Source organism: Phytohabitans rumicis, assembly GCF_011764445.1.
GTDB lineage: Bacteria > Actinomycetota > Actinomycetes > Mycobacteriales > Micromonosporaceae > Phytohabitans > Phytohabitans rumicis.
On sequence record NZ_BLPG01000001.1, the window covers coordinates 9,451,954 to 9,475,680 of the forward strand.

19 protein-coding genes and 1 pseudogene are annotated in these 23,727 nt (G+C 69.3%); 8 read left to right on the forward strand and 12 right to left on the reverse strand.

The window, feature by feature from the left end; all coding sequences use genetic code 11:
- Positions 1-223: 223 nt before the first annotated feature.
- Entirely contained in the window at positions 224-1,039 is an 816-nt protein-coding gene (locus Prum_RS42805; RefSeq protein WP_173083018.1) for a hypothetical protein, read from the reverse strand.
- Between the two features lie 307 nt (positions 1,040-1,346).
- On the opposite strand from Prum_RS42805, the gene Prum_RS42810 reads away from it, so the two are divergent.
- Positions 1,347-1,664, forward strand: coding sequence for a hypothetical protein (locus Prum_RS42810; protein WP_173083020.1), 318 nt, complete (start codon positions 1,347-1,349; stop codon positions 1,662-1,664).
- A gap of 472 nt (positions 1,665-2,136) precedes the next feature.
- On the opposite strand, the gene Prum_RS42815 is transcribed toward Prum_RS42810, so the two are convergent.
- Together Prum_RS42815 and Prum_RS42820 are read right to left on the reverse strand one after the other, a co-directional pair.
- Positions 2,137-2,313, reverse strand: a complete 177-nt coding sequence (locus tag Prum_RS42815) for a hypothetical protein (protein WP_173083022.1) — start codon at positions 2,311-2,313, stop codon at positions 2,137-2,139.
- Entirely contained in the window at positions 2,310-3,182 is an 873-nt protein-coding gene (locus tag Prum_RS42820) for an AraC family transcriptional regulator (protein ID WP_173083024.1), read from the reverse strand. The genes Prum_RS42815 and Prum_RS42820 overlap by 4 nt, the downstream gene beginning before the upstream one ends.
- An 85-nt stretch (positions 3,183-3,267) precedes the next feature.
- Between Prum_RS42820 and Prum_RS42825 the strand changes: the two genes are divergently transcribed.
- On the forward strand, positions 3,268-4,278 hold the full coding sequence (locus Prum_RS42825) for an aldo/keto reductase (RefSeq protein ID WP_173083026.1): 1,011 nt from the start codon (positions 3,268-3,270) through the stop codon (positions 4,276-4,278).
- 86 nt (positions 4,279-4,364) lie between these two features.
- On the opposite strand, the gene Prum_RS42830 is transcribed toward Prum_RS42825, so the two are convergent.
- From Prum_RS42830 to Prum_RS42850, 5 genes and pseudogenes are all read right to left on the reverse strand, one after another.
- Positions 4,365-5,306, reverse strand: coding sequence for a sulfite exporter TauE/SafE family protein (locus tag Prum_RS42830; RefSeq protein WP_173083028.1), 942 nt, complete (start codon positions 5,304-5,306; stop codon positions 4,365-4,367).
- A pseudogene (locus Prum_RS42835) lies at positions 5,303-5,907 on the reverse strand (rhodanese-like domain-containing protein). Before Prum_RS42835 ends, Prum_RS42830 begins: the two are co-directional and overlap by 4 nt.
- A 22-nt stretch (positions 5,908-5,929) precedes the next feature.
- Positions 5,930-7,330, reverse strand: a complete 1,401-nt coding sequence (locus Prum_RS42840; protein ID WP_173083030.1) for an MBL fold metallo-hydrolase — start codon at positions 7,328-7,330, stop codon at positions 5,930-5,932.
- A 137-nt stretch (positions 7,331-7,467) separates the two neighbouring features.
- Positions 7,468-7,737, reverse strand: coding sequence for a metal-sensitive transcriptional regulator (locus tag Prum_RS42845; protein ID WP_173083032.1), 270 nt, complete (start codon positions 7,735-7,737; stop codon positions 7,468-7,470).
- Between the two features lie 167 nt (positions 7,738-7,904).
- Positions 7,905-8,930, reverse strand: a complete 1,026-nt coding sequence (locus Prum_RS42850) for a hypothetical protein (protein ID WP_173083034.1) — start codon at positions 8,928-8,930, stop codon at positions 7,905-7,907.
- A 107-nt stretch (positions 8,931-9,037) separates the two neighbouring features.
- On the opposite strand from Prum_RS42850, the gene Prum_RS42855 reads away from it, so the two are divergent.
- Positions 9,038-11,356: an Hsp70 family protein gene (locus tag Prum_RS42855; RefSeq protein ID WP_173083036.1), complete on the forward strand. Its 2,319-nt coding sequence runs from the start codon at positions 9,038-9,040 to the stop codon at positions 11,354-11,356.
- Between the two features lie 108 nt (positions 11,357-11,464).
- Entirely contained in the window at positions 11,465-12,187 is a 723-nt protein-coding gene (locus Prum_RS42860) for an alpha/beta fold hydrolase (protein WP_173083038.1), read from the forward strand.
- A gap of 99 nt (positions 12,188-12,286) precedes the next feature.
- On the opposite strand, the gene Prum_RS42865 is transcribed toward Prum_RS42860, so the two are convergent.
- A protein-coding gene (locus Prum_RS42865) for an IS3 family transposase (RefSeq protein WP_371871390.1) occupies positions 12,287-13,467 on the reverse strand; the annotation gives its coding sequence in 2 pieces (ribosomal slippage) (positions 12,287-13,173 and positions 13,173-13,467; 1,182 coding nt in all).
- Between the two features lie 342 nt (positions 13,468-13,809).
- Positions 13,810-16,971, reverse strand: coding sequence for an ATP-binding protein (locus tag Prum_RS42870; protein ID WP_246278484.1), 3,162 nt, complete (start codon positions 16,969-16,971; stop codon positions 13,810-13,812).
- 260 nt (positions 16,972-17,231) lie between these two features.
- On the opposite strand from Prum_RS42870, the gene Prum_RS42875 reads away from it, so the two are divergent.
- Complete coding sequence (locus tag Prum_RS42875) at positions 17,232-18,758, forward strand: RICIN domain-containing protein (protein ID WP_173083042.1); 1,527 nt, start codon at positions 17,232-17,234, stop codon at positions 18,756-18,758.
- Between the two features lie 28 nt (positions 18,759-18,786).
- On the opposite strand, the gene Prum_RS42880 is transcribed toward Prum_RS42875, so the two are convergent.
- Positions 18,787-21,660 (reverse strand): helix-turn-helix transcriptional regulator, encoded by a 2,874-nt coding sequence (locus Prum_RS42880; protein WP_173083044.1) that lies wholly within the window; start codon positions 21,658-21,660, stop codon positions 18,787-18,789.
- A gap of 203 nt (positions 21,661-21,863) precedes the next feature.
- The gene (locus tag Prum_RS42885; protein WP_246278485.1) at positions 21,864-22,376 is read right to left on the reverse strand and encodes a GrpB family protein; all 513 of its coding nucleotides are present in this window, start codon (positions 22,374-22,376) and stop codon (positions 21,864-21,866) included.
- A gap of 99 nt (positions 22,377-22,475) precedes the next feature.
- Between Prum_RS42885 and Prum_RS42890 the strand changes: the two genes are divergently transcribed.
- The 3 genes from Prum_RS42890 (at position 22,476) to Prum_RS50285 (ending at position 23,678) form a co-directional block, all read left to right on the forward strand.
- Positions 22,476-22,874, forward strand: a complete 399-nt coding sequence (locus Prum_RS42890; RefSeq protein ID WP_173072785.1) for a hypothetical protein — start codon at positions 22,476-22,478, stop codon at positions 22,872-22,874.
- 153 nt (positions 22,875-23,027) lie between these two features.
- On the forward strand, positions 23,028-23,480 hold the full coding sequence (locus Prum_RS42895; RefSeq protein WP_173083046.1) for a hypothetical protein: 453 nt from the start codon (positions 23,028-23,030) through the stop codon (positions 23,478-23,480).
- Between the two features lie 60 nt (positions 23,481-23,540).
- Complete coding sequence (locus Prum_RS50285) at positions 23,541-23,678, forward strand: hypothetical protein (protein ID WP_218577642.1); 138 nt, start codon at positions 23,541-23,543, stop codon at positions 23,676-23,678.
- Positions 23,679-23,727: the final 49 nt, after the last annotated feature.

Here is a 23,727-nt window from a genome sequence, read left to right on the forward strand (position 1 = left end):
CCCCGACGGCTGGACCGCCCAAGGCGAGCACCTTGTTGTCCCGACCGTATCGGATGGCACCGGGGTGCAGCGCCACCGAATAGGTGGCCAACGCCGAGCGGTGCTCCAGCCGTCGCGCCTGCTGGTGGCCCGCGACCAGCCGGTCCTTCGCCTCCAACAGCAGCTTCGCCCTTGTGATCCAGGCCGTTGCCCGCGCGGCCTGGATCACAAGGGGGAAGAGTGGCTAGTTGGGCGGTCCGAGCACCACATTGGTGGTGTTGCCGGTGACCGCGCCGTTGTACGTCATCTGCAGGGTGTACGTGCCGGCGGTCCCGAGGGTTATGTCGATGATCGCGACGTCCTGGCCGAGTGTCGTGCCCGGCGGGTTCAGGTAGGAGTAGGGATTGTCGCCGGGCGGGCCGTGGTACAGCAACCGCTGCTGTGAGCCGCCCAGCCGGAAGCCGACGCCGGAGAAGAAGCCGTTGGTGCAGGCCGCCCGTGGCCCGCCGCAGCTAGCGCCCTCGCCGCCGGTGGTGAGCACCGCGATCCGGTTGGACGTCGGCGCGTATTCCCCATACACCGGGCAGTTGCTTCCGTTGCAGCTTCGCAGGTCGGTGAGCGCCCCGGTCCAGGCGTCGTAGTGCAACCCTTGTGCCTTGTTGGTGCCCGGCTCGAAGAACACGCCAGGGCGGAACGTTGTGGTCGTTAGCGTCGTGCTGGCCGTCGTGCCGTCCTGCGAGGTAATCGTGAATGTGGAGGTGAAGCTCGTCCCGGGCGTGCTGCCCGCGCAGGTGCCGAAGACCTCCCGGGCCGGGTCGAATGAGTTGGGCAGGTAGAAGTTGATCTGGGTGGGCGATACATACAGGATCGGCAGGTACTTCCCGGTGCTGAGCGTGCAGTTGTTGATGTATACCTGCACTCCGCCCGCGTTGGTTGGCCAGGACGGGAACGAGTAACTCTGTGACGGCGAACCCGGCAACAGGAAGCTGCCGCCCGAGCCGAACGCCGTCAGCAGCGCACCGCGGGCCAAAGGGCTGCCCGCGAACGAGGCAGAGTTCACGATGCTTACGGACGTGGGACCGGCATGCGCGGCAGCCGGCGCTACCAGCATTCCGGGTAGGAGTAGGAGAAGCAGAACAGCGAGGCGGCGAGCGGCGGCTCGCATGTCCAATCGGGTCATGTCGTCCCTCCTGACCGTGGCCGTTGGAAGCCTGGCCCGAACGGTAGGGACGCCTCACCGCAGCCGACAGAGCACCTGGACTACCTAGAGTCGGGCCGCGACCGAGGCCTGTACCCACTGCCTCACTCGGTCATCGACATCGACGTGCGGATTGGTCACGCACCGACCCTGACACGGTCTGGCGGGCATGACGCGGTACCAACCCAACCGATTGCTGATCTTGCACCGCGACATGATCCCGGTCCGTGAACCTGCCGCAAAAACGTTAGCGGCCGAGTGGATCGGCACTCTCCTGGCGGCATGCCGGCAGGAGTTGGAGCGGCTGGTGAAGGCCGTTGCCGTGGTGCCCGCGATGGGGGTCGATGTGGCGGTGCTCGGCGGCGGAGTGGCGTTCACGAAGCAGGCAGCCGCCACCCGCCTCAATGGACGTGAACTACAGCGAGATGATGGCCAGCACCGTCGCCTGCGATGTGCGCTGCCTCCATCGCGGCCTGGCTTGCCGTGAAGTGAATGCTGCCAACGAAAGCCCCGACTGTGGAATCCCAGATGGCATAGTAACCGTAGAAATTGTTATATGGGATGGAGGACCTCCGCGCCAGTCTTGAAGGACTCACGAGCTCTTCAAGCGGCAGCTCTTCAAGTGTCTCGACCAGGACTCGGGATCCTCGCCGCACGACAATCTCGCGGTGATCCTCGCCGCGCTCGCCACCCCTAACTGGCTGTGAGTCGATCACGTCGTCGTCAGGAATCCAAATGATAGGACCATTGTCCGGGCACGAGCAGGGCGGCCAGCCACACAAGCAGAACGGATTGTATCCGCTCCTTCCTTGATGGTCCCCTGAAGTGGTAAGCGGGAGAACTGTTAGCAGCCGAGTGCCCGCGAGGGCGAACTGCCGATGCCGGGTCTCCTCGTAGCTGGTCATCCGAGTCTCCTTTGCGACGAGACTCTCTCAGTAGAGCATGATGAAATGATCAAATCACCAAAACGGTGCCGTGCCGTGTGGTTGGCCCCGGGCCAGCGGGTCCAGCACGGTGGGTTGGGTGTCGAGCCCGTACACGGTGTGGCCCTTGCGGGCGGGCGCCGCGGTCAGGGTGAGGCCGACATTCTGCTTGCGGGCAGGATGGGTCAATCCGGTCCAGCGCGCGTCGGTCACGTGGTGGTCAAGCGGTGCCGTAGGCGCGTGACGTCTTGTGCTGGTGGCAGGCCGTAGGTCCGGCGGTATTCGCGGTTGAACTGGGACGGGCTGGCGTACCCGACCGTGCTGGCGACATGAGCGGCGCTGTTGGTACCCGCCAGCAGGAGCCGGCGCGCTTCTTGCAGCCGCAGTTGTTTCTGGAAGCGGATGGGACTCATACCCGTGGCGGCTTTGAATTGCCGGTGCAAGGTGGCGACGCTCATGCGGGCGGCCGCGGCGATGGCGTCGATGCGCAGCGGCTGGTCGTAGTTCGCGCGGATCCAACCGGCTGCGGCGCGGATGCGCGAGAGACTGGAGTCGGCGATGGCGAACTGACGCAGCACCGGGCCGAGTGGGCTGTTCAGCAGCCGGTAGAGGATCTCGGTCTCGATCCGGGCGGCGAGCAGCTTGATGTCGGCGGGGGTGTCGAGCAGGCGAACCCAGCGGGTGAGCGCATTGGTGAGTTCCGGGGTGATCGGTGCGGCGACCTGCCCGCCGGGTGTGGGCAGCGCATGCAGGTCGGTTTCGTCCAACTCCAGAAGCAGGTCTGCGAGCAGGGCTGGGTCGAGGTGCAACACGGCCGAGCGGTACGGCGTCTGTTCGAGGGTGGCGGTGACGGGCACCTCGAGGGAATTGAGGAACATGTGCCCACGACTGGTCAGCCAGGTGCGGTCCCCGGCAGTGGTGCGTTTCGCGCCGTCGGCGGCGAAGCAGATCATCGGCTCGTACAGCAGTTCGGCGTTTCCGCCTAACTCGTCGACACTGATCAGGCTCAGCCGCGGGACGGCCGTGCTGGTCCACAGGGCGTCGCTGTGCCGGGTGACGGCGGCGGCTAGCTGGTCGAGCACCAATCCTCCCGGTGAGATTTTTAGGCAAAAATACGCGACGGCGCGCTCATGACACCAGCTCATATGCGCTCATACCGTTGGTGGCATGACACAGAACGGCAATAGCATCCCGACCCGCCAGCTGGGCGGCCAGGGCCTGGAGGTCTCCGCGCTCGGGCTCGGCACCATGGGTATCACGCTGGCCTACGGCGCGGCGGACGAGGACGGCGGCGTCGCCACCATCCGCCGCGCCCACGAACTCGGCGTAAACCTGATCGACACGGCCGAGCTGTACGGGATGGGGACGGGCAGCAACGAGAAGATCGTCGGGCGGGCGGTGAAGGGCTTCCGCGACGAGGTCGTGATCGCCACCAAGTTCGGCTTCGACCTCAGCGACCCGGCCAAGCTCGGGGTCGCCCTGGACAGCCGCCCGGGGCACATCCGCGAGGTCACCGACAACAGCCTGCGCTACCTCGACACCGACTACATCGACGTGCTCTACCAGCACCGCGTCGACCCTAACGTGCCCATCGAGGAAGTTGCCGGCACCGTCGGCGAGCTGATCGCCGAAGGCAAGGTCCGCTACTTCGGGCTCAGCGAGGCCGGCCCGGACACCATCCGCCGCGCCCACGCCGTGCACCCCGTATCTGTCCTGCAGACGGAGTACTCGGTCTTCGAACGCGCTGTGGAGAACGACGTCCTGCCCGTCGTGCGGGAACTGGGCATCGGCTTCGTGGCGTACTCGCCGCTCGGCCGCGGGTTCCTCACCAGCGAGGTCAAGCCGGCCGCCGAGTACCCCGAGAACGACATGCGCCGACACGACGAGCGTTGGCAACCGGGCAACTATGAGAAGAACGCCGCAGCGATCCGCGAGCTGGCCGCTCTGGCCGACAGCAAAGGCATCAAGGTCACCCAGCTCGCTCTCGCTTGGCTGCTGGCACAGGGCCCCGACATCGTGCCCATCCCGGGCACCCGCAGCCCGAAGCGTCTCGCCGAGAACGTCGCCGCCGCGCTGGTCGAACTAACCCCGGCTGACCTGGAGGACGTCCAGCAGGTTCTGCCCGGCGGCGCCGCCGGCGCCCGGTACAACGAGGCCATGTTGCCCGACTGGCAGTGACACCGCCGACCGCTTACGTACAGCAATGATTGGCGGTCGGGCCGCGCGTTGTCTGCGGCCTGGCGCGGACCTGGTCGCGGTGTGCGCTAGTACTGCGCTTCCCGTTGTGGGTCCGGGGTGTCGGCGACCGCTGGGGTCGGCTGTAGCCGGCGGGTGACTGGCGCGTTCGGCCTGGTGGGTGGTCCGGCCCGCTTGCTGTGCCGGACGAGCGTCATGGCTAGCACTGCGGCGGCGGCCAGCGCGGCGGGCGCCCAGAGCAGGGGGTTGGTACGCAGGTTGGCAGGTGTCTGCTGGGTGAGGACGAATAGGCCCATGACGACGACGAACCAGCCGAACGTCTTGCGCAGCAGGTCCTCTGGGATCCGTCCGATGAGTCGACTGCCGAGCATGCTGCCGGCGACCGCTGCGGCGGTGATGGCGGCGGCCAGCGGCCAGTTGATGGTGATGCTGGACAGGTAGCCGGCGAGTCCGGCGAAGGATTTCATCGCGATGACCAGCAGCGAGGTGCCCACCGCGACCGGCATCGGCAAGCCGCCGAGCAATGCGAGGGCGGGCACGACGAGGAAGCCGCCGCCAGCGCCCACGAGGCCGGTGACCAGGCCGACCACGACACCGTCCAGTACCACCCGGAACACTGGCAGCTCGTGCGGGGCGGGCCGGCCGGCGGCGCGTCGGCCGCGGATCATCGCCACGGCGGTGGCGAGCATCATCAGCCCGAACGCGGTCAGCAGCACACTCGCGGGAATGAGCTCGGCGAGCCGGCCGCCGGTGTAGGCGCCGGTCATGCCGGCGATGCCGAATACCAGTCCGGTGCGCCAGCGCACCCGGCCGGCGCGGGCGTGCGGGAGGACGCCGACCGCGCTGGTAGCGCCGACGACGAGCAGCGAGGTGGCGATGGCTTCCTTGGCCGGAAGGTCGGTGACATAGACCAGCAGCGGTACGGCGAGGATGGATCCGCCTCCGCCGAGCAGGCCAAGGCTGATCCCGATCAGTACCGCACCGGCGACGGTGAGGGCGAGGGCGGTCACGACCGGCTCGCGGTGGGCCTGCTGTTACGCAGCTGGGCGACGACGGTGTCGAGGTCGCAGTTGGCACCCCGGTTGTAGGGCAGCTTGCTCAGCAGCATGCCCATGGCGCAGGTGTTGGTGACCGCGGCGAAGGTCAGCCCGGCGCCGATGAAGCCGGCCACCCACTTCGCGCCCGGCAAGACTAGCGAGGCGAGGATGCTGACCAGGACGATCGAGCCCGCGGCGAGGCGTACCTGTCGTTCCAGATCCCAGCGGGGTCGGCCATGGTTGACCGGCGCGTTCGTCGCCTGCCAGGCGAGGATGCCGCCGGTGAGGACCTTCAGGTTGGGCAGTCCCGTCTGTTCGAGTGCCTGCCCGGCCTGGGCGGCCCGGGCGCCGGAGCGGCAGACCAGCACCACGTCCTCGTCCAGGTGGTCGCCCAGCTCGGCGCGGTGTTCCTTGAGCAGGTCCAGTGGCACGTTGTAGGAGCCGGGGATGTGCGCGGTCTCGAATTCCGCTGGGGTGCGCACGTCCAGCACCCGGGGGCGTGGCCGGAGTTGAGCAGCTCGCGCAGGGTGGGGACGTCCAGCGTGGACGGCGCGGTGGTGTCGGGTGTGTCCATGTCTCCTCGTTGGGGGTATGGGTCAGGAGCCGGCGGTCATCGCCAGGCCGGCCTGCTCGGCCGTGCCGAACATGTCGTCGATCAGGACGACGTCGCGGCCAGCGTTGGTCAGCAGCGACGCGGCGGCGGCGGCGCGATAGCCGGAGCCGCAGTGCACCCACACCGTGCCGGCAGCGACCTCGGCCAGCCGCTTCGGCAGTTCCGGCAGGGGGATGTGCATCGCCCCGTCGATGTGGCCGGCATTCCACTCATTGGTCAACCGCACGTCCAGGACGACGTCGGGGTCGGGTAGGCCGGCCGGGGTGTTCCCGGCTTGGGCGGCGGCCAGCGCAGGGAAGTCGGCGACGGCCAGCGCGCGCAGGTCGGCAGGGTCGGTGGCCCACTGGTCGGGGGTTCCAGCGGCCTGGGTGGCGGGCCGGTCGATGCCGATGCGGACGAGCTCCCGCTGGGCGTCGGCGACTTGCTCTGGCGTCTCGGCGAGCAGGCTGATCGGCACGCCCCAGTCGATCAGCCAACCAAGCCACGTCGCCATGGGCCCGTCGAGGCCGAGACTGACCGTTCCGGCCAGGTGCGATGCGGCGTATGCCTTGCGGTGGCGCAGGTCGACCACCCACTGCCCGGCGGCGAGCCGCGTCCGCAGTTGCATGGCGTCGGCACGGGCGACCGGGCTCAGGTCGACCGGCGCCGGACCGGCCGCGTTGGCCACTCCCATATGCGCGTAGTACGCCGGGTAAGCGTCCAGCCCGGCCAGGATCTGGGTGACGAAGTCGTCCGCGGCCAGCCGTAGCGCGGGGTTGGCGTGCCTCTCCCGGCCCATGGTCGACTCGTCTGCGTCGGCCTGGCCGGCCGAACAGAAGCTGCCGAAGCCGTGGGTCGGCCACACCTGTGTCCCGTCCGGAAGCAGGTCCGCCAGCCGGCGCACCGAGGCGTGCTGGTGGTGGGCGAGGACGTTGGCGTGCTGCTGGCCGAGCAGGTCGGTCCGGCCGGTTGTGCCGAACAGCAGCGACCCGCCGGTGAACACCCCGACCGGAGACCACCCACCACCGCTGGCCCCGTCCACGACGTACGACAGGTGGTGGAAGGTGTGGCCGGGGGTGGCGAGGACACGGATCCGTAGCCCGTCGGACACGCTCACCACGTCGCCGTCGGCCACCGGCACCCGCTCGAAGCTCACCTCGTCGTCAACGCAAACCAGGTACTCCGCCCCCGTCAGCCGGGCCAGCTGCAGCCCACCGGAAACGTAGTCGTTGTGGATGTGCGTCTCCACCACGTGCGTGACGCGCACCCCTAGCTCGCCGACGTGTGCGAGGACCCGATCGATGTCGCGCTGTGGATCGACCACCACGGCCACCTGGCCGTCGGTGGCCAGGTAGCTGCGGTCGCCCAGCGACGAGGTCGCAATCACGGAAACATGGACTGTCATGCGCCACTCCTGTACTAAACCGACATACCCCGGGGGTATGAAAGAGACAGAATCCACCCTTGGTGGAAGTCGACGGCCGCTTACCCGCCCACGCCACGGACCCGCGACGTGGGCTGCGCACAGTCAGCCGGGACGGCTCACGCCAGAGCCAGGAACAACTTCTCCAGTTCCTGTTCGGTCATCTCGGCCTGCTCGCCCCGTTCACGCGCATCCGCGCAGTGCCGCATGCCGGACGCGATGATCTTGTAGCCGGCCCGGTCGATCGCCTTTGAAACGGCGGCGAGCTGGATCAACACCTCCCGGCAGTCGCCACCCTCCTCCATCATCTCGATCACCGCGTTGAGTTGCCCACGGGCCCGCTTGAGCCGGGTCAACGCCTCGCCGGTCATCTCGGGTCGAAGCTTCATCTCGCCACCTCCTACAAGACGCAGCATACCCCCGGGGGTATCCGTCGCCAAACTCATGGAGGGCTGCCGCGGCGTCCGCCGCGCTGCAGACCGTTGCTCCCGCGGCCCCACCCGCCGCGTCTCCACAATCAACAGACGCGGCGGGGTGAGCCAGGATGGTCAGGGGGTCACAGGACGCCGAGGTCCGTCATGGCGCCGCGGTACCAGATGAAGGCGTGCAGCCCCTGCGCCGGATCGTGTGACTGGCCGGCGACCTCGCCGCGGTCGTTGATGCCGTAGGCGTAGCTGTTGGTGCCGCCGAGGGTGCCGATCTCCGTCAGGACGCCCCGGTCCCAGACGTATCCGTGGGTGACGTTCCCGGCGTCGGAGCTGCCGACCACCTCACCACGTTCGTTGATGTCCATGGCGTTGTTCTGGGGGCCATTCAGGGTTTCGATGACGGTTTCCTGGTACCAGCCCTCCGGCCCCCGGGCGAGGTGCCGGCCCTCGTCACCGCCGTCGTAGTAGGTGCCGGCCGCTTCGGATCGGTCGTTGACGTCCGCGCCGTTGGTGACGAGGCTCTCACTCAGCACGATACGTTCGCCGCCGCTCCAGAGCACGAGCTGGCCGTTCCAGGTGCCGAGCACCTCGCCGCGGTCGTTGATGCCATACGTCCGGCTGTAGCCGATGCCAGCGCTCAGGTCGATGACCTGGCCATCGGACCACAGGACCGGGAACTGTGTGGGGAAGCCGTTGATCCGTACGATGCAGTCGCCCACGACCTGGCTACGGTCGTTGATGTCGAATGCCTGGCAGGAAATGGCGCCGGGCAACCCGCCGAGGTCGGTCATCCCGCCGAGCGCGCTCGACCACAGGAAGGCGCGCGGGGCGCCGCCGGTGTCGTGGCTCCAGCCGACGACCTCACCGAGGTCGTTGACCGCGTACGCCTTGCTCACGAGGCCGCCCAGCGTCCCGAGGTCCTGAGGCCGCCCGTACCCCGAACCGGCCGGTGACCACACGACGGCGTGCGTGGGGCCGATGCTGCCGTCGCTCGCCCAGGTGTCCGACGAGCCGACGACCAGGCCGGCGTTGTTGACCGCGCGTGCTTCGCTCATACGCGGGCGTTCGGCCGCGACGGCGGCCGGTCCGGGGACGATGACAACGGCCCCGATGATGGTCAGCACGGCCGCCGTGGCCGTAGATATACGCCGCACAGTTCTCCTTGACTCGAAGGTTATTGCCATCGAGCTTGGGATCGTACAACCGGTGTCCAATATGGTGTGTCGGGGGAGGGTTGTGCGGCTGCCCCTATATTGGGTCGGTGGGTATCGATGGGCCGCGGTTGGGGATCGACCTCGGCACGTCGAACACCACCGCCGTGGTGTCCTGGTCGGATGGGCGAGTGCGGCCGTTGTTGTTCGACGGCTCGCCGGTTCTGCCCTCGGGTGTCTATGCCGAGCCGGGTCATGACCTTGTGGTCGGCCGCGACGCCGCGTATGCGGCCCGGATCCGCCCGGAGTGCTTCGAGCCCTATCCCAAGCGGTGCGTCGACGACGATTCGGTTTTGCTGGGCGGTGTACCGGTATCCGTCGAGGAGATGATCACCGCCGTGCTGCGCCGGGTCGCGGCGCAAGCCGCGCCGGCCGGGGAGGGTCCGCCGGTGCGGGCGGTGATCACCTGTCCGGCAGGCTGGGGGCGGGTCCGGCAGCGCCGGCTGCTCGACGCCGCCGGCCAAGTGTTCGAGGAAGCGGTGCTGGCCGCGGAACCGGTGGCGGCGGCCAGCTACTTCCTGACCATGGCCGGCGATCGGATGCCGGTCGGGGCCCGGCTGCTGGTGTACGACCTGGGTGCCGGCACCTTTGACGTCTCGATCGTGCGCCGCACCGCCGACGGATTCGAGGTGCTGGCCAGCGACGGGCTGCCGGACGCGGGCGGGCTGGACATCGACGCGGCGATCGTGGCGAGCCTGGGGCGCACATACGCGGCTCGGGACGCGGCGACCTGGGCCCGGCTCGTCCGGCCGCAGACCTCCGGCGACCGGCGCGCCAGCCGCGCCCTCTGGGAGGACGTGCGTACCGGCAAGGAGCTGCTGTCGCGCAGCGCGGCGACGGTGGTGCACATCCCGCTGTTCGAGGACGACGCGGCCCTGCCCCGGGAGCAGGTGGAGGAGCTCGCCCGCCCGGTTCTTGCCCGTACCGTCGAGGTCACGCGGTCGCTGCTCGCCGCGGTCGGTGTGGCCGCGGCGGACCTGACCGGCGTGTTCCTGGTGGGCGGGTCGAGCCGGATGCCACTGGTGGCGAGCCTGTTGCACCAGCGGCTGGGCGTCGCTCCGACGGTTGTGGAGCAGCCCGAACTGGTGGTTGCCGAGGGCAGCCTGCGTGCCCAGCCCTTGCCGCTGCCGGTCACGGTATCGCCCGCGTCGGTCCCGGTGCCGCCTGAGGGCGAGGCGCTGTGGCCACCGCCCGCCAGGGTTGTCCCGGCCACCGCGCCGAGGGCGGCGCGGACCGGTCGGCGTACCCGGGTGGCGCTGGCGGCGACCGCGGCGGCAGTGGTCGCCGTGGTCGTGGCGGTCGACATGGTTGGCGGCGGTGGCGGCGACCCGGGCGGCGCGGCGGATCGGAGTACCGGCCCCACCGGTGCCGCGTCGGTCTCGCCGTCGCCGACCGGACCGCCGGTGGTGCCTGAGCCGCGCCGGGTCGACGTGCCAAACGACGGCGGCGACAGCGACGCGGTCCGGTACGTCACGCTCAGCCCCAACGGAAAGCTGATCGCCGCAGTCCGGACCAAGTCGGTGCGGCTGTACGACGCGGTCACACTCAAACAGCTCGGCGACCCGATCGACTCGCCGGGCGACGCGTACTGGACCGCGGCGTTCAGCCCGGACAGCCGTACCCTGGTGACCGCCGCCGACGGGCTGAGCACCGCGGCGGTACGGGTCTGGGACGTCAGCATCCACGGGTACTACGGCACCCTCAGCGACGCGTTCTGGACCTCGTGCCTCACCTTCGGCCCGACCGCGAAGCTCCTCGCGGTCTGCGACGGTCCCGGCCAGACGGTGCGGCTCTGGGACCCGGCGGCCCGCCGGAGTCTGGGCCGGGTCGCCAGCGACGACCCCGCAGCGATCCGGTACGTGGCGTTCAGCCCGGACGGCAGGACAATGGCCACCGACGGCGGCCAAGGCGCCACCCTGCTGTGGGACGTCGGCACCCGACAGCGGCTGGGCGTACTACAAGGATTCCGGCCCGGCGGCGTCCCGATGACCGACCCCGGTGCGGCCCTGGCGTTCAGCCCGGACGGCAAGACGCTGGCCGTCGGTGGCGCCGATGGCACGGTGGTCCTGTGGACCGTGGCCAACCGCCGCAAGGTCGCCGAGTTCACCGGTGCGCACAACAACCGGGTCGCGGCACTGGCCTTCAGCCCCGACGGACGTACCCTGGCCAGCCTCGGCGGCACAACGTTGCGGCTGTGGGACGTCGCCAGCCGCCAGCCCGCCGCAGCCGCCGTGGACGACATCGCCGACTACTACTCGGCCCAGATAAAGCAGCGCAAAGGCCCCGACCTCCGCTTCGGCGCCGACGGCCGGACGCTGATCGGTTGCTTCGACAACCACCTGCTCACCTGGGACCTGACGCTCCTCTGACTTGACGGCGACGGAACCATTTGTGAACGCCGGGCGGAGCAGGCGCTCGATCTCGTCCATTTCCCGTTCAGCGCCCCGTCGTAGTTTTCGCTGGACGAAAGGACGAGAATGGTACGAGAGAATCCGACGGTCGTGCTCGTGCACGGAGCCTTCGCCGACAGCAGCGGTTTCAACGTGATCACCAAGCGGCTGGTCGCCGACGGTTTTCCGGTGATCGCGGCGCCGAACCCGCTCCGCGGGCTCGCCTCCGACGCGGCGCAGGTCAAGGCATTGCTGGCCAACATCGAGGGACCGATCGTCCTGGTCGGTCATTCGTACGGTGGCGCCGTTATCTCCGCCGCCGCCACCGGAAACCGTGAGGTGAAGGCGCTGGTCTACCTGGCGGCCTTCGTGCCGGAGGCCGGCGAGAGCGCGCAGGCACTGGTCGAGAAGTTCCCGGGCAGTACCGTGGGCGAGTCCCTGAAACCCGTTCCGCTGCCCGGCGGACAGGTCGATCTTTACATCGACCCCCGGGTGTTCCATCCCCATTTCGCGGCCGACGTGCCCGCGGAGGAAGCCGCCCTCTTCGCCATCACCCAACGTCCGGCCACCGGCCAAGCGCTCGGCGAGCCGGCCACCGGACCGCAGGCGTGGCAGACGATCCCGAACTACAACCTGATCAGCGGCGCCGACCGGATCATCCCGCCGGCGGCCCAGGAGTTCATGGCCCAGCGGTCCGGCGCGCAGGTCCAGATGGTCGAGGGCGCCTCGCACATGGTGTTCGTCTCTCGCCCCGGCGCGACGGTGGGCCTCATCGAGAAGGCGGCGAACGAAAATGCTCACAGCCTGTGACGCCGTCACAGGGCAGGCTGGTTTCTGGGCCCTATACCTCACAGTCATAAATATGCCTCTTGAGCTTCCCCCCGTAGGCCGGACACCCGAGGTGTGGGGTCAACGGTCGTGATCAGACGGGGTGTGGAGTTTCTCGAACTCGATGGGACTGCGCATTCCGAGGCTGGAATGGCGTCTTACCGGGTTGTACCAGCATTCTATCCATTCGAAGATAGCGTTGGCAAGCTCGTCGCGGGTCTTCCATTTCTTGCGGTCGAGTACCTCTAGTTGTAGAGTTCCCCAGAAGGATTCCATCATGGCGTTGTCGTAGCAGTCGCCGACGGTACCCATCGAGCCGAGCAGACCGGTTTTCCGCAGACGCTGACCGAAGTCCCATGATGTGTATTGGGTGCCGTGATCGGAATGCAGAATCGTTTCCTGCCGGGCTGGTGGGCGGCGGACGATCGCCATCGACAACGCGTCCAGGACCAGCTCGGTACGAAGATGATCGGCCATGGAGTAGCCGATGATCCGCCGACTGTAGGCGTCCATGACCGCGGCGCAGTACAGCTTGCCCTCCTCGGTAGGGTGTTCGGTGATGTCGGTCAGCCACAACCGGTTCGGCGCGTCCACATCGAACTGTCGGTTGACCAGGTCCGCCGACGGCGTGGCCTGCGGGTCACGGACGGTGCACCAGGACCGGCGCCGGTAGTACAGGCCCTGGATGCCCGCCGACCGCATCAGCCGGGCCACCCGTTTCTCATTCACGTGCAGGCCCACGCCGAGGGTCAACTCAGCGTGTACCCGGGGCGACCCGTACGTTTTCTTCCGCGGATCAGCGTGGATTTTCTCGATGTACCGCAGCAGCATCTCGTTCTCCTGCTCCCGCGCCGATACCGGCCGATCCTTCCATTCGTAAAATCCGGAGCGGGACACACCCAGCACTCGGCAGGCCACCGCGACGTCGATGCCGTCATCGGCGAGTTCTCGGACCAACCCGAACGCTACTTTGGGAGCACATTCTCCCGGGCGAAGTAAGCAGCCGCCCGCTTGAGAATCTCATTCTCCACCTCAAGCTGCCGGTTACGGCGGCGCAGCTCGGCCAACTCCTTCTTCTCCGCACTGCTCAACCGACCCGCACCGCCGCCGCCGGCGTCGTCGACGTCGGCCTGGGCCATCCAGTTACGCAGACACGACTCGCTGATACCCAAATCCTTCGCCAACATCGCGACCGGTTTGTCGCCGGTCCGGGCCAACTGCACGGCTCGCTGGCGGAACTCTGCAGGGTGTGGGGCAGGCATGAGACGACATCCTTCCTGGAAGCCGCCGTCCACCTCACCTCAGGTGTCCGGAGAACCGGGGGAAGCTCACTCTCAGGTATGGGGCCTAAAACTAGTCTCTGGAACGGATGCGGAGCACAGACGGCGACGCATACCACCGTCTCCCGGGCGGCGCGCTCGGCCGTTGTCCTTGGGTCTTGTGCGGCGGGGCTGGCAGCGCTGGTCGGGGGTTTCGGCGAGCGCTTGCGAGCCGCCGACCTGCGCGGTGCCCGCGGGAGCGTGCGGTCCGCAGGTGACGCGGGCCGGGGCATATCTGCCTGGACAAACCCCAAGACGCCGCGTGACCCCAAACCCAAAACGTCTCTAGCCGTCAAGCTCCCGCAACAGCTCCTCGGCGCGGCGCGCGAACAGATGGGCTTCGCGTTCAACGGACAACGAGCGCGCTCGTTCGGCGGCGGCTCGGACGACAGCGGCGGGCTCGCCGCGGGCATGCAGCAACCGCGCTCGGAACAGGAGGATCAGTCCCTCGGGGTAGCGCTGGCCGAACGCGTCGAGCGCCCAGTCGGCCCGGTCAAGGGCCGCGGCAGCCTCATCCGGCTGCCCGGCCGCAAGCCACGCCTCGCCGAGCAGCCCGAACCAGGTGGCGACACACGAGCGTGGCGGGTCGAGCAGATTCGTGGTGATCAGTCGCTCCATCTCGGCCGCGGCGTCGGCCGGGTTCTGGCCGGTCATCGCCCGCCCCCAGCCGCGGGCCAGCCGCTGATACGTGCCCTGGAAGACGAACGTGAACTCGGGGTCCACCGCGATGCCCCGCTCCGCCGCACGCAGTGCCCACACGGGGTCACCGATGTTCGCCGCGGTCCTCGCCGCCATCGAGGCCCAGACCGTGACCATGTACGGGTCGTCCCCGGCGGTGACCTCCAGCGCGTCGAACAGCACCCGCGCCGTGTGGAGGTCACCGTGCTGCGCGGTCATCTCCGCGAAGATCGAGGCCGGGAGCATCTGCAGGTCGTGCCGCAGCGGGTCGTCCCCGCGCCGCGCCGCGTCATCGCTCAGCGCCTCGCCGGCCTGGCTCAGATACCTGACCCCTTGCCCGACGTTGCCGATGGCCCACTGATGGATCCCCCAGGCGTTCAGGCCGTAGGCCCTGATGGTCGGGTCGGCGGAAGCCATGCCGTTCTCGAACAGCTGGCGTGCCAGCGGTGCGGCACGGTCGAGCTCGATGCACTGTGCGTGTCCGGCCCAGCGGGAGAAGAGGAAGTCGGTGGCCTCCCGGTGCCTGCCGAGACTGCGTGCGAGGTATTCGCTGCGCTCCAGCAGGTCCAGCGCCGCGGTGCCGCCGTAGACCGATCGCATCCCCACCACCGCGGCGAGCTGCTTCAGCGCGGACAGCTCCAACTCCGCCAGGCCGGCCGCCCGGGCAACCTGCGTGGCGGACCGCAGATGTCGCTCGGCGGCCTCCAGCGCCGACTTCGCCGCCGCGCTGCTGCCCGCGCGCACCAGCGCGATGGCCGTCCGGGCCGGGTCGGCGAGCGGGCCGGCGGCCCACAGATGGTGAGCGAGGCGCTCGGCAACGGCTTCGGCGCCCGCGGCGGTGTGTTCCAGCGCGTCCGCGACCCGCAGGTGCAGCCGGGCAGCCGCCCGGGACGGCGTGCCTTCGGCAACGGATTCGCGGACCAGGTCATGGGCGAAGCGGAGCGAGAACGGATCGTCGGGGGCCGGCCGGAGGAGGTCGAGGGCCTCCGCGGGTTCGAGGCGAGCGAGACAGGTCTGCGCGTCCAGGTCGGCGGCGTCGGCGAGCAGACGGAGTTCGACGTCACGGCCGACCAGTGCGGCGATCTGTAACAGGTCCCGGGCGTCGGTATCGAGCCCGGCCATGCGGTCCCGGACGACGTCGCGCACGGTGGCCGGCACCTCGGCCCGCATCGCGGCGGCCATCGTGATGACGCCCTGGTTGGTGACGAGCAGCCGGGACAACTCCCGGACGAAGAACGGATTGCCCGCGGTGCGGGCATGAATCCTATGGACAACGCCGGCGACGGGTTCTTGGCTGGTCTCGCGGCGGACGAGTTCGGCCACTTCGTCCGGTGCTAGTGGACCGAGCCGGATCCGGCGGTGACCGGGTACCCGGCTGGCCGTGGCGAGGAATCGGGTGAGCTCCGAGCCGGGGGTGGGCGCGCGGTTGCGGAGCGCGCCGATCAGCGCGGTGCCGCCCGGGAGGCGGGCCGCCAAATGGCTCAGCAGCTGCAGTGAGGAGCCGTCGGCCCACTGCAGATCGTCGATCACGAGCACGGTGTGTCGCCGCGCCGCGACCTGGCCGACGACGTCCGCGAACTCCTCGAACAGGCGAAACTGTGCGCCGCTGTCGGGCATCAACGGCCCGCCCGTCACGCCGTGCCACGGCTGCACGAGGCGGCCCAGTTCACCGGCGAGCCGTTGCTGCCGCTCGGCGGACGTCAGGCTGCCGAGCAGCGTGCCGATGGCCTGCACCCATGGCCACATCGTCGGCGTTCCGTCGCCTTCGAGGCAGCGGCCCCAGACGATCAGCGCACCCCTCCGGCCCGCGATCGTGGTGGTCTCCTCGAGCAAGCGCGACTTGCCCACGCCCGGTTCGCCCTCGACGAGAACGAATCCGAGGCCGCCGGCGAACGCGGACTCCAGGCCCTGTCGCAGGATCCTGAGTTCGTCGACGCGGCCGACCGGGCCGTCGAGCGGCTCGGCGTCCTCATCGTCGTCCGGATCGGGAACGGCTCTCGTGGGCCGGGCCGGATTCAGCACCCGTTGATGTGCGGCCCGCAGGGCTGGCCCGGGGCTGATGCCGAGTTCCTCGGCGAGCCGGGCGCGAACCGTCCCGAACACGGCCAGCGCTTCGGCCTGCTGCCCGGCGGCGGTCAGCGCGGTGATGAGACTCGCCTGCACTGGTTCGTGGAACGGTGCCATCGACGCGGCACGCTGCACATGGGCGAGTATCCGCCCGGGCTGGTCCAGCGCCACCGCGATCTCGGTGGCCGCGACACACGTATCAAGGAACTCGCCGTTCAGTGCGGCAAAGATCGGCGTCACACGTGTTCCGTGACTCAGTCCTTCTCCGGCGGGGCCGCGCCAAAGATCCAGGGCCTCCAGGTAGGACTCGAGGGCCCGCTCGCCAGCCCACTCCTGGGCCGTAGTAACGAGTTCCCGGAAGTCGACGACGTCCAGCATGCCTGGGGCCGGGTCGAACAGATACCCGTTACCGCGGCGCAGCAGGTAGGAGCCGCTCCCGCGGGCCGGAAGCGAAGGCTCCAGGAGACGCCGGAGCGCGCCGACGTACTTCTGGATGATGTTGAGCCCGCTGGCCGGGACATCCTCGTCCCAAATCAGGTCGAGCAGCTGGGTGGTGCTGATCGGCTGGCCGGCACAGGTCAGCAGTACGGCGAGGAGTTGGGCCTGCTGTCGGGGACCGGGATCGAGCTCGACGCCATCCCGCCAGAGTCGTAGTGAGCCGAGGATCTGTAGACGCAGTGAGCTGCGCGAATTCCCAGCCACGAAGCGTGAGCGTAGAGGTACTCGCTTCTCGGCACAACGGTCGCGGTGCCGGCTGACCCACCGGGTGTCGCAATCGCGACAGCGTGCAACCATCGGCCACACGCGTGCCCTGACCAGCGCCAACGTGCCGCCATCGCGATCTACGTAACGCGCCTCCCCGACGCGGTACGTACTTTCACCATGCTCCGGCCACCGAGTGCTTGCCGAGCATGTTGGTCAGCGGGCAGCTCAGCCCGCCTGACGATTTCCAGGAGTACCAAATGAAATCAGCTTCCCGCCGCCGGTGGACGGCGCTGGGCGTGCTCGGGTTCGCGCTGAGCACAGCTGTGGCTGTGGCGGTGCCGGACGCTCCCGCGTTCGCGGCGCCCTGCACGCAGTACGTCTGCCCCGACGACCCGGACCCGGAGCCGGCGCCGCCGCGACCGCACCGTCCTGGCAACACGCCGCTGCGACTTGCCGCCATGGGCGACTCGTTCGCCTCGGGCGACGGTGCCGCCAACCACGACCCGGGTGCGCCCTTGTGGCAAGACGACACCTGCCATCGGTCGTCGCGGTCCGGCATCAACCGCGCGTTCACCGCGCTCTACAACACCAACCCGTTCGCCGAGGCGGTGCGGATCGTCAACGTGACCTGCAGCGGTGCGAAGCTCAGCGGCGGCGGCCTGCTCGGCCCGCAGACCGCGGACGGGCAGAGCCTCTCGCAGCTCGACCAGCTCAACGCGGCCTACGGCACCGCCACGCTCGACGCCCTCGTCATCGGCGCCGGCATCAACGACCTGGGATTCGAAAACCTCATCACCTCGTGCGCGACCCCGCTCGCGTTTGAGTGCCACGAGCACTTGGGCGCACAGTTCGACGCCGACCTCGCCGAACTGCCGGGCAAGTACGACGAGTTGATCACGGCCATCCAGGGCGACCTGGGCGGTAACAACCGGAGGTTCACGCCCGCGGTGCGCGACGTTTATCTGCTGACCTATCCGGATCCGACCACCGACGACGGCGGGGCTCGGTGCGCGAACCGACCGACGTTCGACTTCTTCGGCAACATCAGCCGTGGCGAGGCCGAATGGATGTCGACCTCTGCGCTGCCCCGGCTGAACCAGACCATCCAGGAGGCGGTTGCTCGGGCCAACAACACCCTGGCGTTCCGGCCGAACTGGTATGTCATCGAGGCACCAAGCTTCATCGGGCACGGTTGGTGCGCCTCGGACGGGCAGCGCTGGATGAACACGGTCGGCGACAGCATGGTGAGCCAACTCGATACTTCCGGTGCGATGCACCCGGATAACGTCGGTCACCAGGCACTCGGCGACGTCATCTACAGCCGGCTCCGTTACCTGAACGACAATCGGGTGCGGCACGGCGACGTGTTCTACCTGACGGCGGCGCACAGTGCCAAGGTGGCGAGCACGCCGGGCCAGAGCACGGTGGACGGCGCGTACGTCGTCCAGGCGCCGCGCGATCCGGAGGGGTGGGCTCGTTGGCGGGCCGAGGACACCGGCTTTGGCGGCTTCCAACTGCGGCTGGGCGGGAGCCAGAAGTGCGTCGACATCGAGGGTGGGACCAGCGCGGGTGCCGGCGCCAAGTTGGTCCAGCGCGAGTGCGTCGGATCGACCACGCAGCGCTGGTACTTCCTGCCGACCGGTGACGGTATGTTCCAGATCCGCTCGGCGCACAGTGGACAGTGCGTCGACGTGTGGGGCGGCAGTGTCGCCGACGGTGCGAGTCTGGTCCAGTGGTACTGCCACAACTGGTGGAACCAGCGGTGGACGACTCCGGTCTGGTAAGCAAACCCACCCGGGAGTGCCGCACCCGCTATGGTGCGGCACTCTCGGGTGGGCTGAGCGCAAGCGCGACCAGCGCGGCGCGGCTGGTCACCGCGGTCTTTTGGAAGAGCCGTTCGACGTACTTCTCGACGGTGCGCGGCGAGAGCCGGAGGCGTTCGGCGATCTGCTTGTTGGTCAGGCCACCGAGCAGCAGCAGCGCGACGTCGGTCTCCCGGTCGGTCAACGTGTAGGCGCGCAGGGCCGGCGGTGTCCGATCGCGCGGCGGGCCGGCGGTCGGCGCGGGTACGCCCGCCGCGCGCAGCCAGGTGTTGGCCGCGCGAGCCAGCGCGAACAGCCCTTCGCTGGCGAAGAAGTCCGCCGACTCGGCCATCCATTCTGGCGGGAACCGCCAGCCGTCGGCGCGGGCGGCACCGGCCACCAGGTGGCGGAAGACGTGCCGGCACCACGGCGCGTCCGCGAGGATCCGCTCGACCTGCCCGTACGTGTGCAGCGCCGCCTCGATCGCGCCGCCTCGCCCGAGGTCCACGGCCCGCGCGGCGACGACGGCGGCGAGGCAGAGCGGCTGCATGGCGGCGGTCAGACCGGCGGTGCGGACGGCGTCGTCGGCCGACCAGCCCGAGCAGGTGCGCAGCAGCACCCACATGCCCAACACGTGCGAGGTGTTGTCGACCAGAAGCTGGCGAGCCTGTTCGGCGGCCTCGGACGCGGCGTCGAGGTCGTCGGCGGCGAGCGCCCGCACGAGCCGGACGTACCCCCACAGGTACGAGCGGTGCTCCCGGTCGTGGACAGTGCGCCGCTCGAGCTCGGCCGCGATCGTCGAGACCTCGACGGTCTGGCCGCGCACCGCATGGCAGAAGCCGCGCACCACCAAGGCCGATGAGATCAACCCATCGAGTCGGTACCGGTGTGCGTCGGCGGCGATGCGGGCCACGGCGTCGAGCGCGTCGTCGATGCGGTGCCGCACCGCCAGCGCGACGGCCAGTTGCAGGTCGGCCAGCCCGACCAGGGCGAAGGCGCCGGACTGTGCGGCGTCGTCGCGCACCTGCCGCAGGGCCGCGTTGTCCCCGGTCCGGATGTAGTGCAGCTCGGCCAGCTCGAACGAGGCGATGCGCGCCTCGGCGGGCAGGCCGTGCCCCGCCGCGATCCGCTGCGCGGCACGCAGGGACTCCTCGGCCGCCTCGAAGTCGCGCAGCCGGCGGGATCGGCCGACGATGAGGTGGGCAGCGACCTCGATCGCGGGCGCATCGAGCGGCGCCGCCCTGCTCAGCGCCTCGCCGGCGGCGGAGATGGCGTCGTCGAAGCGATGTTGCCCGTACGCGAGTGCGGCGCGCAGCGCGGCGACCTGGGCGGACACGAGCGGGTCGGCGATGGCCGGAAGGCCCTGCAACGCGGTCAGGTGCCCGGCCGCGGCGGGCCAGTCCGCGGCGGAGACGGCGGCGCGGGCGAGCAACAGGAGCAGGCGGGCCCGGATCGCGTCGTCCACTCCGGACTGTCCACTATCGATCAGCGGGTTGCCGATCGCGAACACCTGATCGTTGCGCCCGGCGAGGACGAGGGCACCGAGCAGCTCGACGGTGCCGGCGAGCTCCTGCCGGGGCTCGGTGGCCAGCGCACAGCAGCGCTCCAGGGCGCGTACGGCGTCGGAGATCTTGCCGGCGGCCAGCCGCCGGCGGCCCGCGTAGAGGTACCACTCGGCGGCCTGATGCCGGTCTTCCGCGCGCAATGCCAGGTTTGCGGCGAGCGCGGCGGTCTCACCATCGAGTTCCCCGTGCTGGCGGGTCAGCTCGGCCAGCCCGATGCCGGCAAGCCTCGCCCGCTCCGGCGGGGTCAGGTCGGCGAGCACCGCCTCGCGGCTGAGCGCGTGACGAAAGTGGAATCCGTCAGTGGTGGCCGCGACCAGTTGTCCATCGCGGGCGGCGCGTAACGCCGCCGAAACTGCCAGTTCGTCCACGCCGGCCATGGCCGCCAGCAGCCGCCAGTCGAAGACCGTGCCGAGCACCGCGGCGGCGGCAATGACCGCGCTCGCGGTGGACCCGATCGAGTGCAGCCGTCGGCCGACCGAGACGGCGAGTGTCGCGGGCACGGCGGGCCGCAGCCGCTGCCCGTCGACCCGCCACCCGTCCCCGGTAGCCACCAGGCCGCCGGCGTCGGCCAAGCCGGCGAGCAACTCCTCCACCAGGAACGGCAGGCCGTCCGCGCGCCTCGCCACCGCCTCCACAAGCGCGTCGGGCGGATCCTCCCCGAGGCAGCCACGGATCATCCGGCGGATGTCGTCCGGAGCCAGCGGGCGCAGCGGCACCGGGGTCGCCGCGCGGCTCGCGACGAGACGAGCTGCCCAGTCCACTGTGGCCCAGGGTCCGTCGCCGCGCAGAGTCACCATCACCGCGACCGGTTCGCCGGACAGGTGGTCGGCCAGATACTCCAGCACCGCGACGGAGTCCGGGTCGGCCCAGTGCGCGTCTTCGACGACGAGGAGCGCGCCGCGACCGTCGCCCATGTGCCGCAGGAATCGCAGGATGCCCTCGGCAACGAAGACCAGCGGCACCGCGTCCGGCGGGGCGTCGCCAGTCCACTCCGGCACCAACCCGGCCAGCAGCGGGCGGAACGGCTCGAAGTGCGGGCCGGTCGGCGCGCCGTACGCGCGGACCGCCGCGGTCAGCGCCTCGGTGAACGGGCGCAACGCCCCCGGTAGCTCCACCTCGACGGCCCGTCCACGCATCGTGCACAGTCCGCGCTCGCGCGCGAGACCGGCGATGTGCTCGACCAGCCGAGTCTTGCCGACCCCGGCCTCACCCAGCACCAGCTGCATGGCGCCGGAGCCGGCCTGGGCACTCGCAATCACGCCGACCAGGTCGTCGACCACCGCGTCGCGGCCGATCAGGATCGGGCAGAGCAGCTGCATGGCGGTCTCGACCTGTCCGGGCTCGGAGGTGTCGTGGCCTCATTGTCGGCTGCCGATGCCCGCGCCGGCATCCACCGGCCGTCCCTTCGACTTCAGGCGGTCGATAGACCGTCGGTACCATTCGATGAGCATGACTGCATCCCGGCTTGGCGTCGCTCACCGTCTCGAAATGCCTGAGACGCGGGGCAGCGCAAAGCGCCCCGCTACGAAGCAGCGTCAGTGGAGGTGTCCAGCTGTCGAAGAACGTCCTCGACAAAGGGTGTCTTGCCGGACCGGTACCTCGGTCGGTCGTGGTTGTCCACCGCTGCGAGTTCAGTTTTGATGCGCGCGTACTCGGCGGCGAGGTCCGGGTGGCGTCGTAGGTGGTCGCGGAAGAGCAGCAAGCGCCGCCAGTCCGGGGACCGGGCCTCCCAGATGTGGAGATGATGGGTACGCCACGCCATGTCGGGAAAGCAAAATGACCACTTGCGCCGCTCATGGTCGCCCGGTTCGGGCGCGTGGACCCAGCCGATGTCGCCGAGTTTGGCCACGATGCCGGCGGTCTGGTCGTAGTCATCGACCAGGGCGAGCATGTCAATGATCGGCTTGGCGGCCAGGCCGGGGACCGCGGTACTACCCACGTGCTCGGCGCGACCGACGAGGTAGTCCCGCAGTGCCGACTCGATCCGGGTCTGTTGCTGGGCGAAGCTGCTCGGCCAGCGGGCATCGTAAGGCACGATCTTGATCGGATCTCGTCGTTGAGGCGGTCCGTCGGGACTTCGATCCACCGCCACCTGCCTTGTTCGCTGGGAGGGTCGGTTGTCTATCATCGATAGATGGAGCGCCAGCGTTCGGCGGCCATGTCGCGGACAGAGTTCGTGGCCGTCGTTGTCGTAAATTATCTCGTCGGGGCCTTCTTCTTTGTCATGGCGCTGCTGATCGTCTCTGGTGTCGTCACCGTTGCTGGCTGGGGCGAAGGCACGCTCGTGCAGCGTGTCGTGGTCGGGTTGCTCGCGATCGTTTTGGGTGGGGCGGGGGTGGCTGGGGCCACTATCCAGCTCCTCGAGGGCCGGGCAGGCAACCGCCCGGCCGAGGGTGCGCGCGTCGTGCGGAGTGGTCCGTTCTGGGCCGGCGTCCGGGTCGAGGACGGGTACGGCGAGGTCAGCTTCGGCGTCGGTTCGCCGGATGGCCGGCATGACGGGTCCGGGACACACCCCGGAGTGGGCGAGTTCTAGACCACGGCGCCGCCCGTAGGCGCCATTTCAAGATCGACATCCATGATCTACAGCCGGTCCCACGCACCGATCGACTACGTAGATGGGTAGTGTTCCCTCGATCCCTGCGTTGTCGTGGTCTTGGCCGGGGACCGTTTGGAAGGATCGTCGACTGTGTCCAGTCCGCTGCGGTCGGTGCCGAAGAACATGGGTCGCCGGCTCGGGTGGGCGCTGGCGGTGGTGGCTTGCCTACTTCTCTTCTGCGGGTTGTCGCTGGGGTTGGCTGGGCGTTCTGACGGCGCGGAGTCGCGCGAGGCGGACAAGGAGATGAGTCGCTATCTGAGCCTCGTGCAGGCACGTGATCGCGTGGCCGCCGACGCGATGCTGTGCGGCGCAGACGACACGAGCACCGCTGACCTGCCTGACATGTACCGGCCGGACTGGCACCTGCGACGTGTCGAGTCCTTCGCGATCGTCCGCGCATGGGATTGGTCGTCGATGATGGAGGGCCACGGGAAGGGCTACGAGGTCCTGCTGGTGTTCGCCGATCGATCGACCGCGACGGTCGAACTGGCGGTTGAGGTGATCGCAGACGACCCGTGCATCGCCACGCAGGTTCTGTTCTGAACCAGAGATCTCCCGCTTCCACCACGGAGCGCGCTGGCCATCGCGACGCTCGGGGTGCTGATGAGCGCCGACGAGTACGCCACCGGAACCATCCGCGCCACCCTGGCCGCGGTGCCGACACGCCTGCCGGTGCTGTGGGCCAAGGCGCCATACTCCTCGGTGCCGCGGGCCGTCCTTCTCAAACGCCGCGATGCCTGAACGCCGCCCCCGTTGGCGCTCCGCGCACCCGCACGTTCGCCATGACATC

Coding starts and splice junctions, on each gene's coding strand:
- Prum_RS42825 (WP_173083026.1), top strand. CDS start 3,268: ATGACACAGAACGGCAATAGCATCCCGACCCGCCAGCTGGGCGGCCAG.
- Prum_RS42880 (WP_173083044.1), bottom strand. CDS start 21,660: ATGCAGCTGCTCTGCCCGATCCTGATCGGCCGCGACGCGGTGGTCGAC.
- Prum_RS42860 (WP_173083038.1), top strand. CDS start 11,465: ATGGTACGAGAGAATCCGACGGTCGTGCTCGTGCACGGAGCCTTCGCC.
- Prum_RS42845 (WP_173083032.1), bottom strand. CDS start 7,737: ATGAAGCTTCGACCCGAGATGACCGGCGAGGCGTTGACCCGGCTCAAG.
- Prum_RS42810 (WP_173083020.1), top strand. CDS start 1,347: ATGACGCGGTACCAACCCAACCGATTGCTGATCTTGCACCGCGACATG.
- Prum_RS42875 (WP_173083042.1), top strand. CDS start 17,232: ATGAAATCAGCTTCCCGCCGCCGGTGGACGGCGCTGGGCGTGCTCGGG.
- Prum_RS42840 (WP_173083030.1), bottom strand. CDS start 7,330: ATGACAGTCCATGTTTCCGTGATTGCGACCTCGTCGCTGGGCGACCGC.
- Prum_RS42890 (WP_173072785.1), top strand. CDS start 22,476: ATGGAGCGCCAGCGTTCGGCGGCCATGTCGCGGACAGAGTTCGTGGCC.
- Prum_RS50285 (WP_218577642.1), top strand. CDS start 23,541: ATGAGCGCCGACGAGTACGCCACCGGAACCATCCGCGCCACCCTGGCC.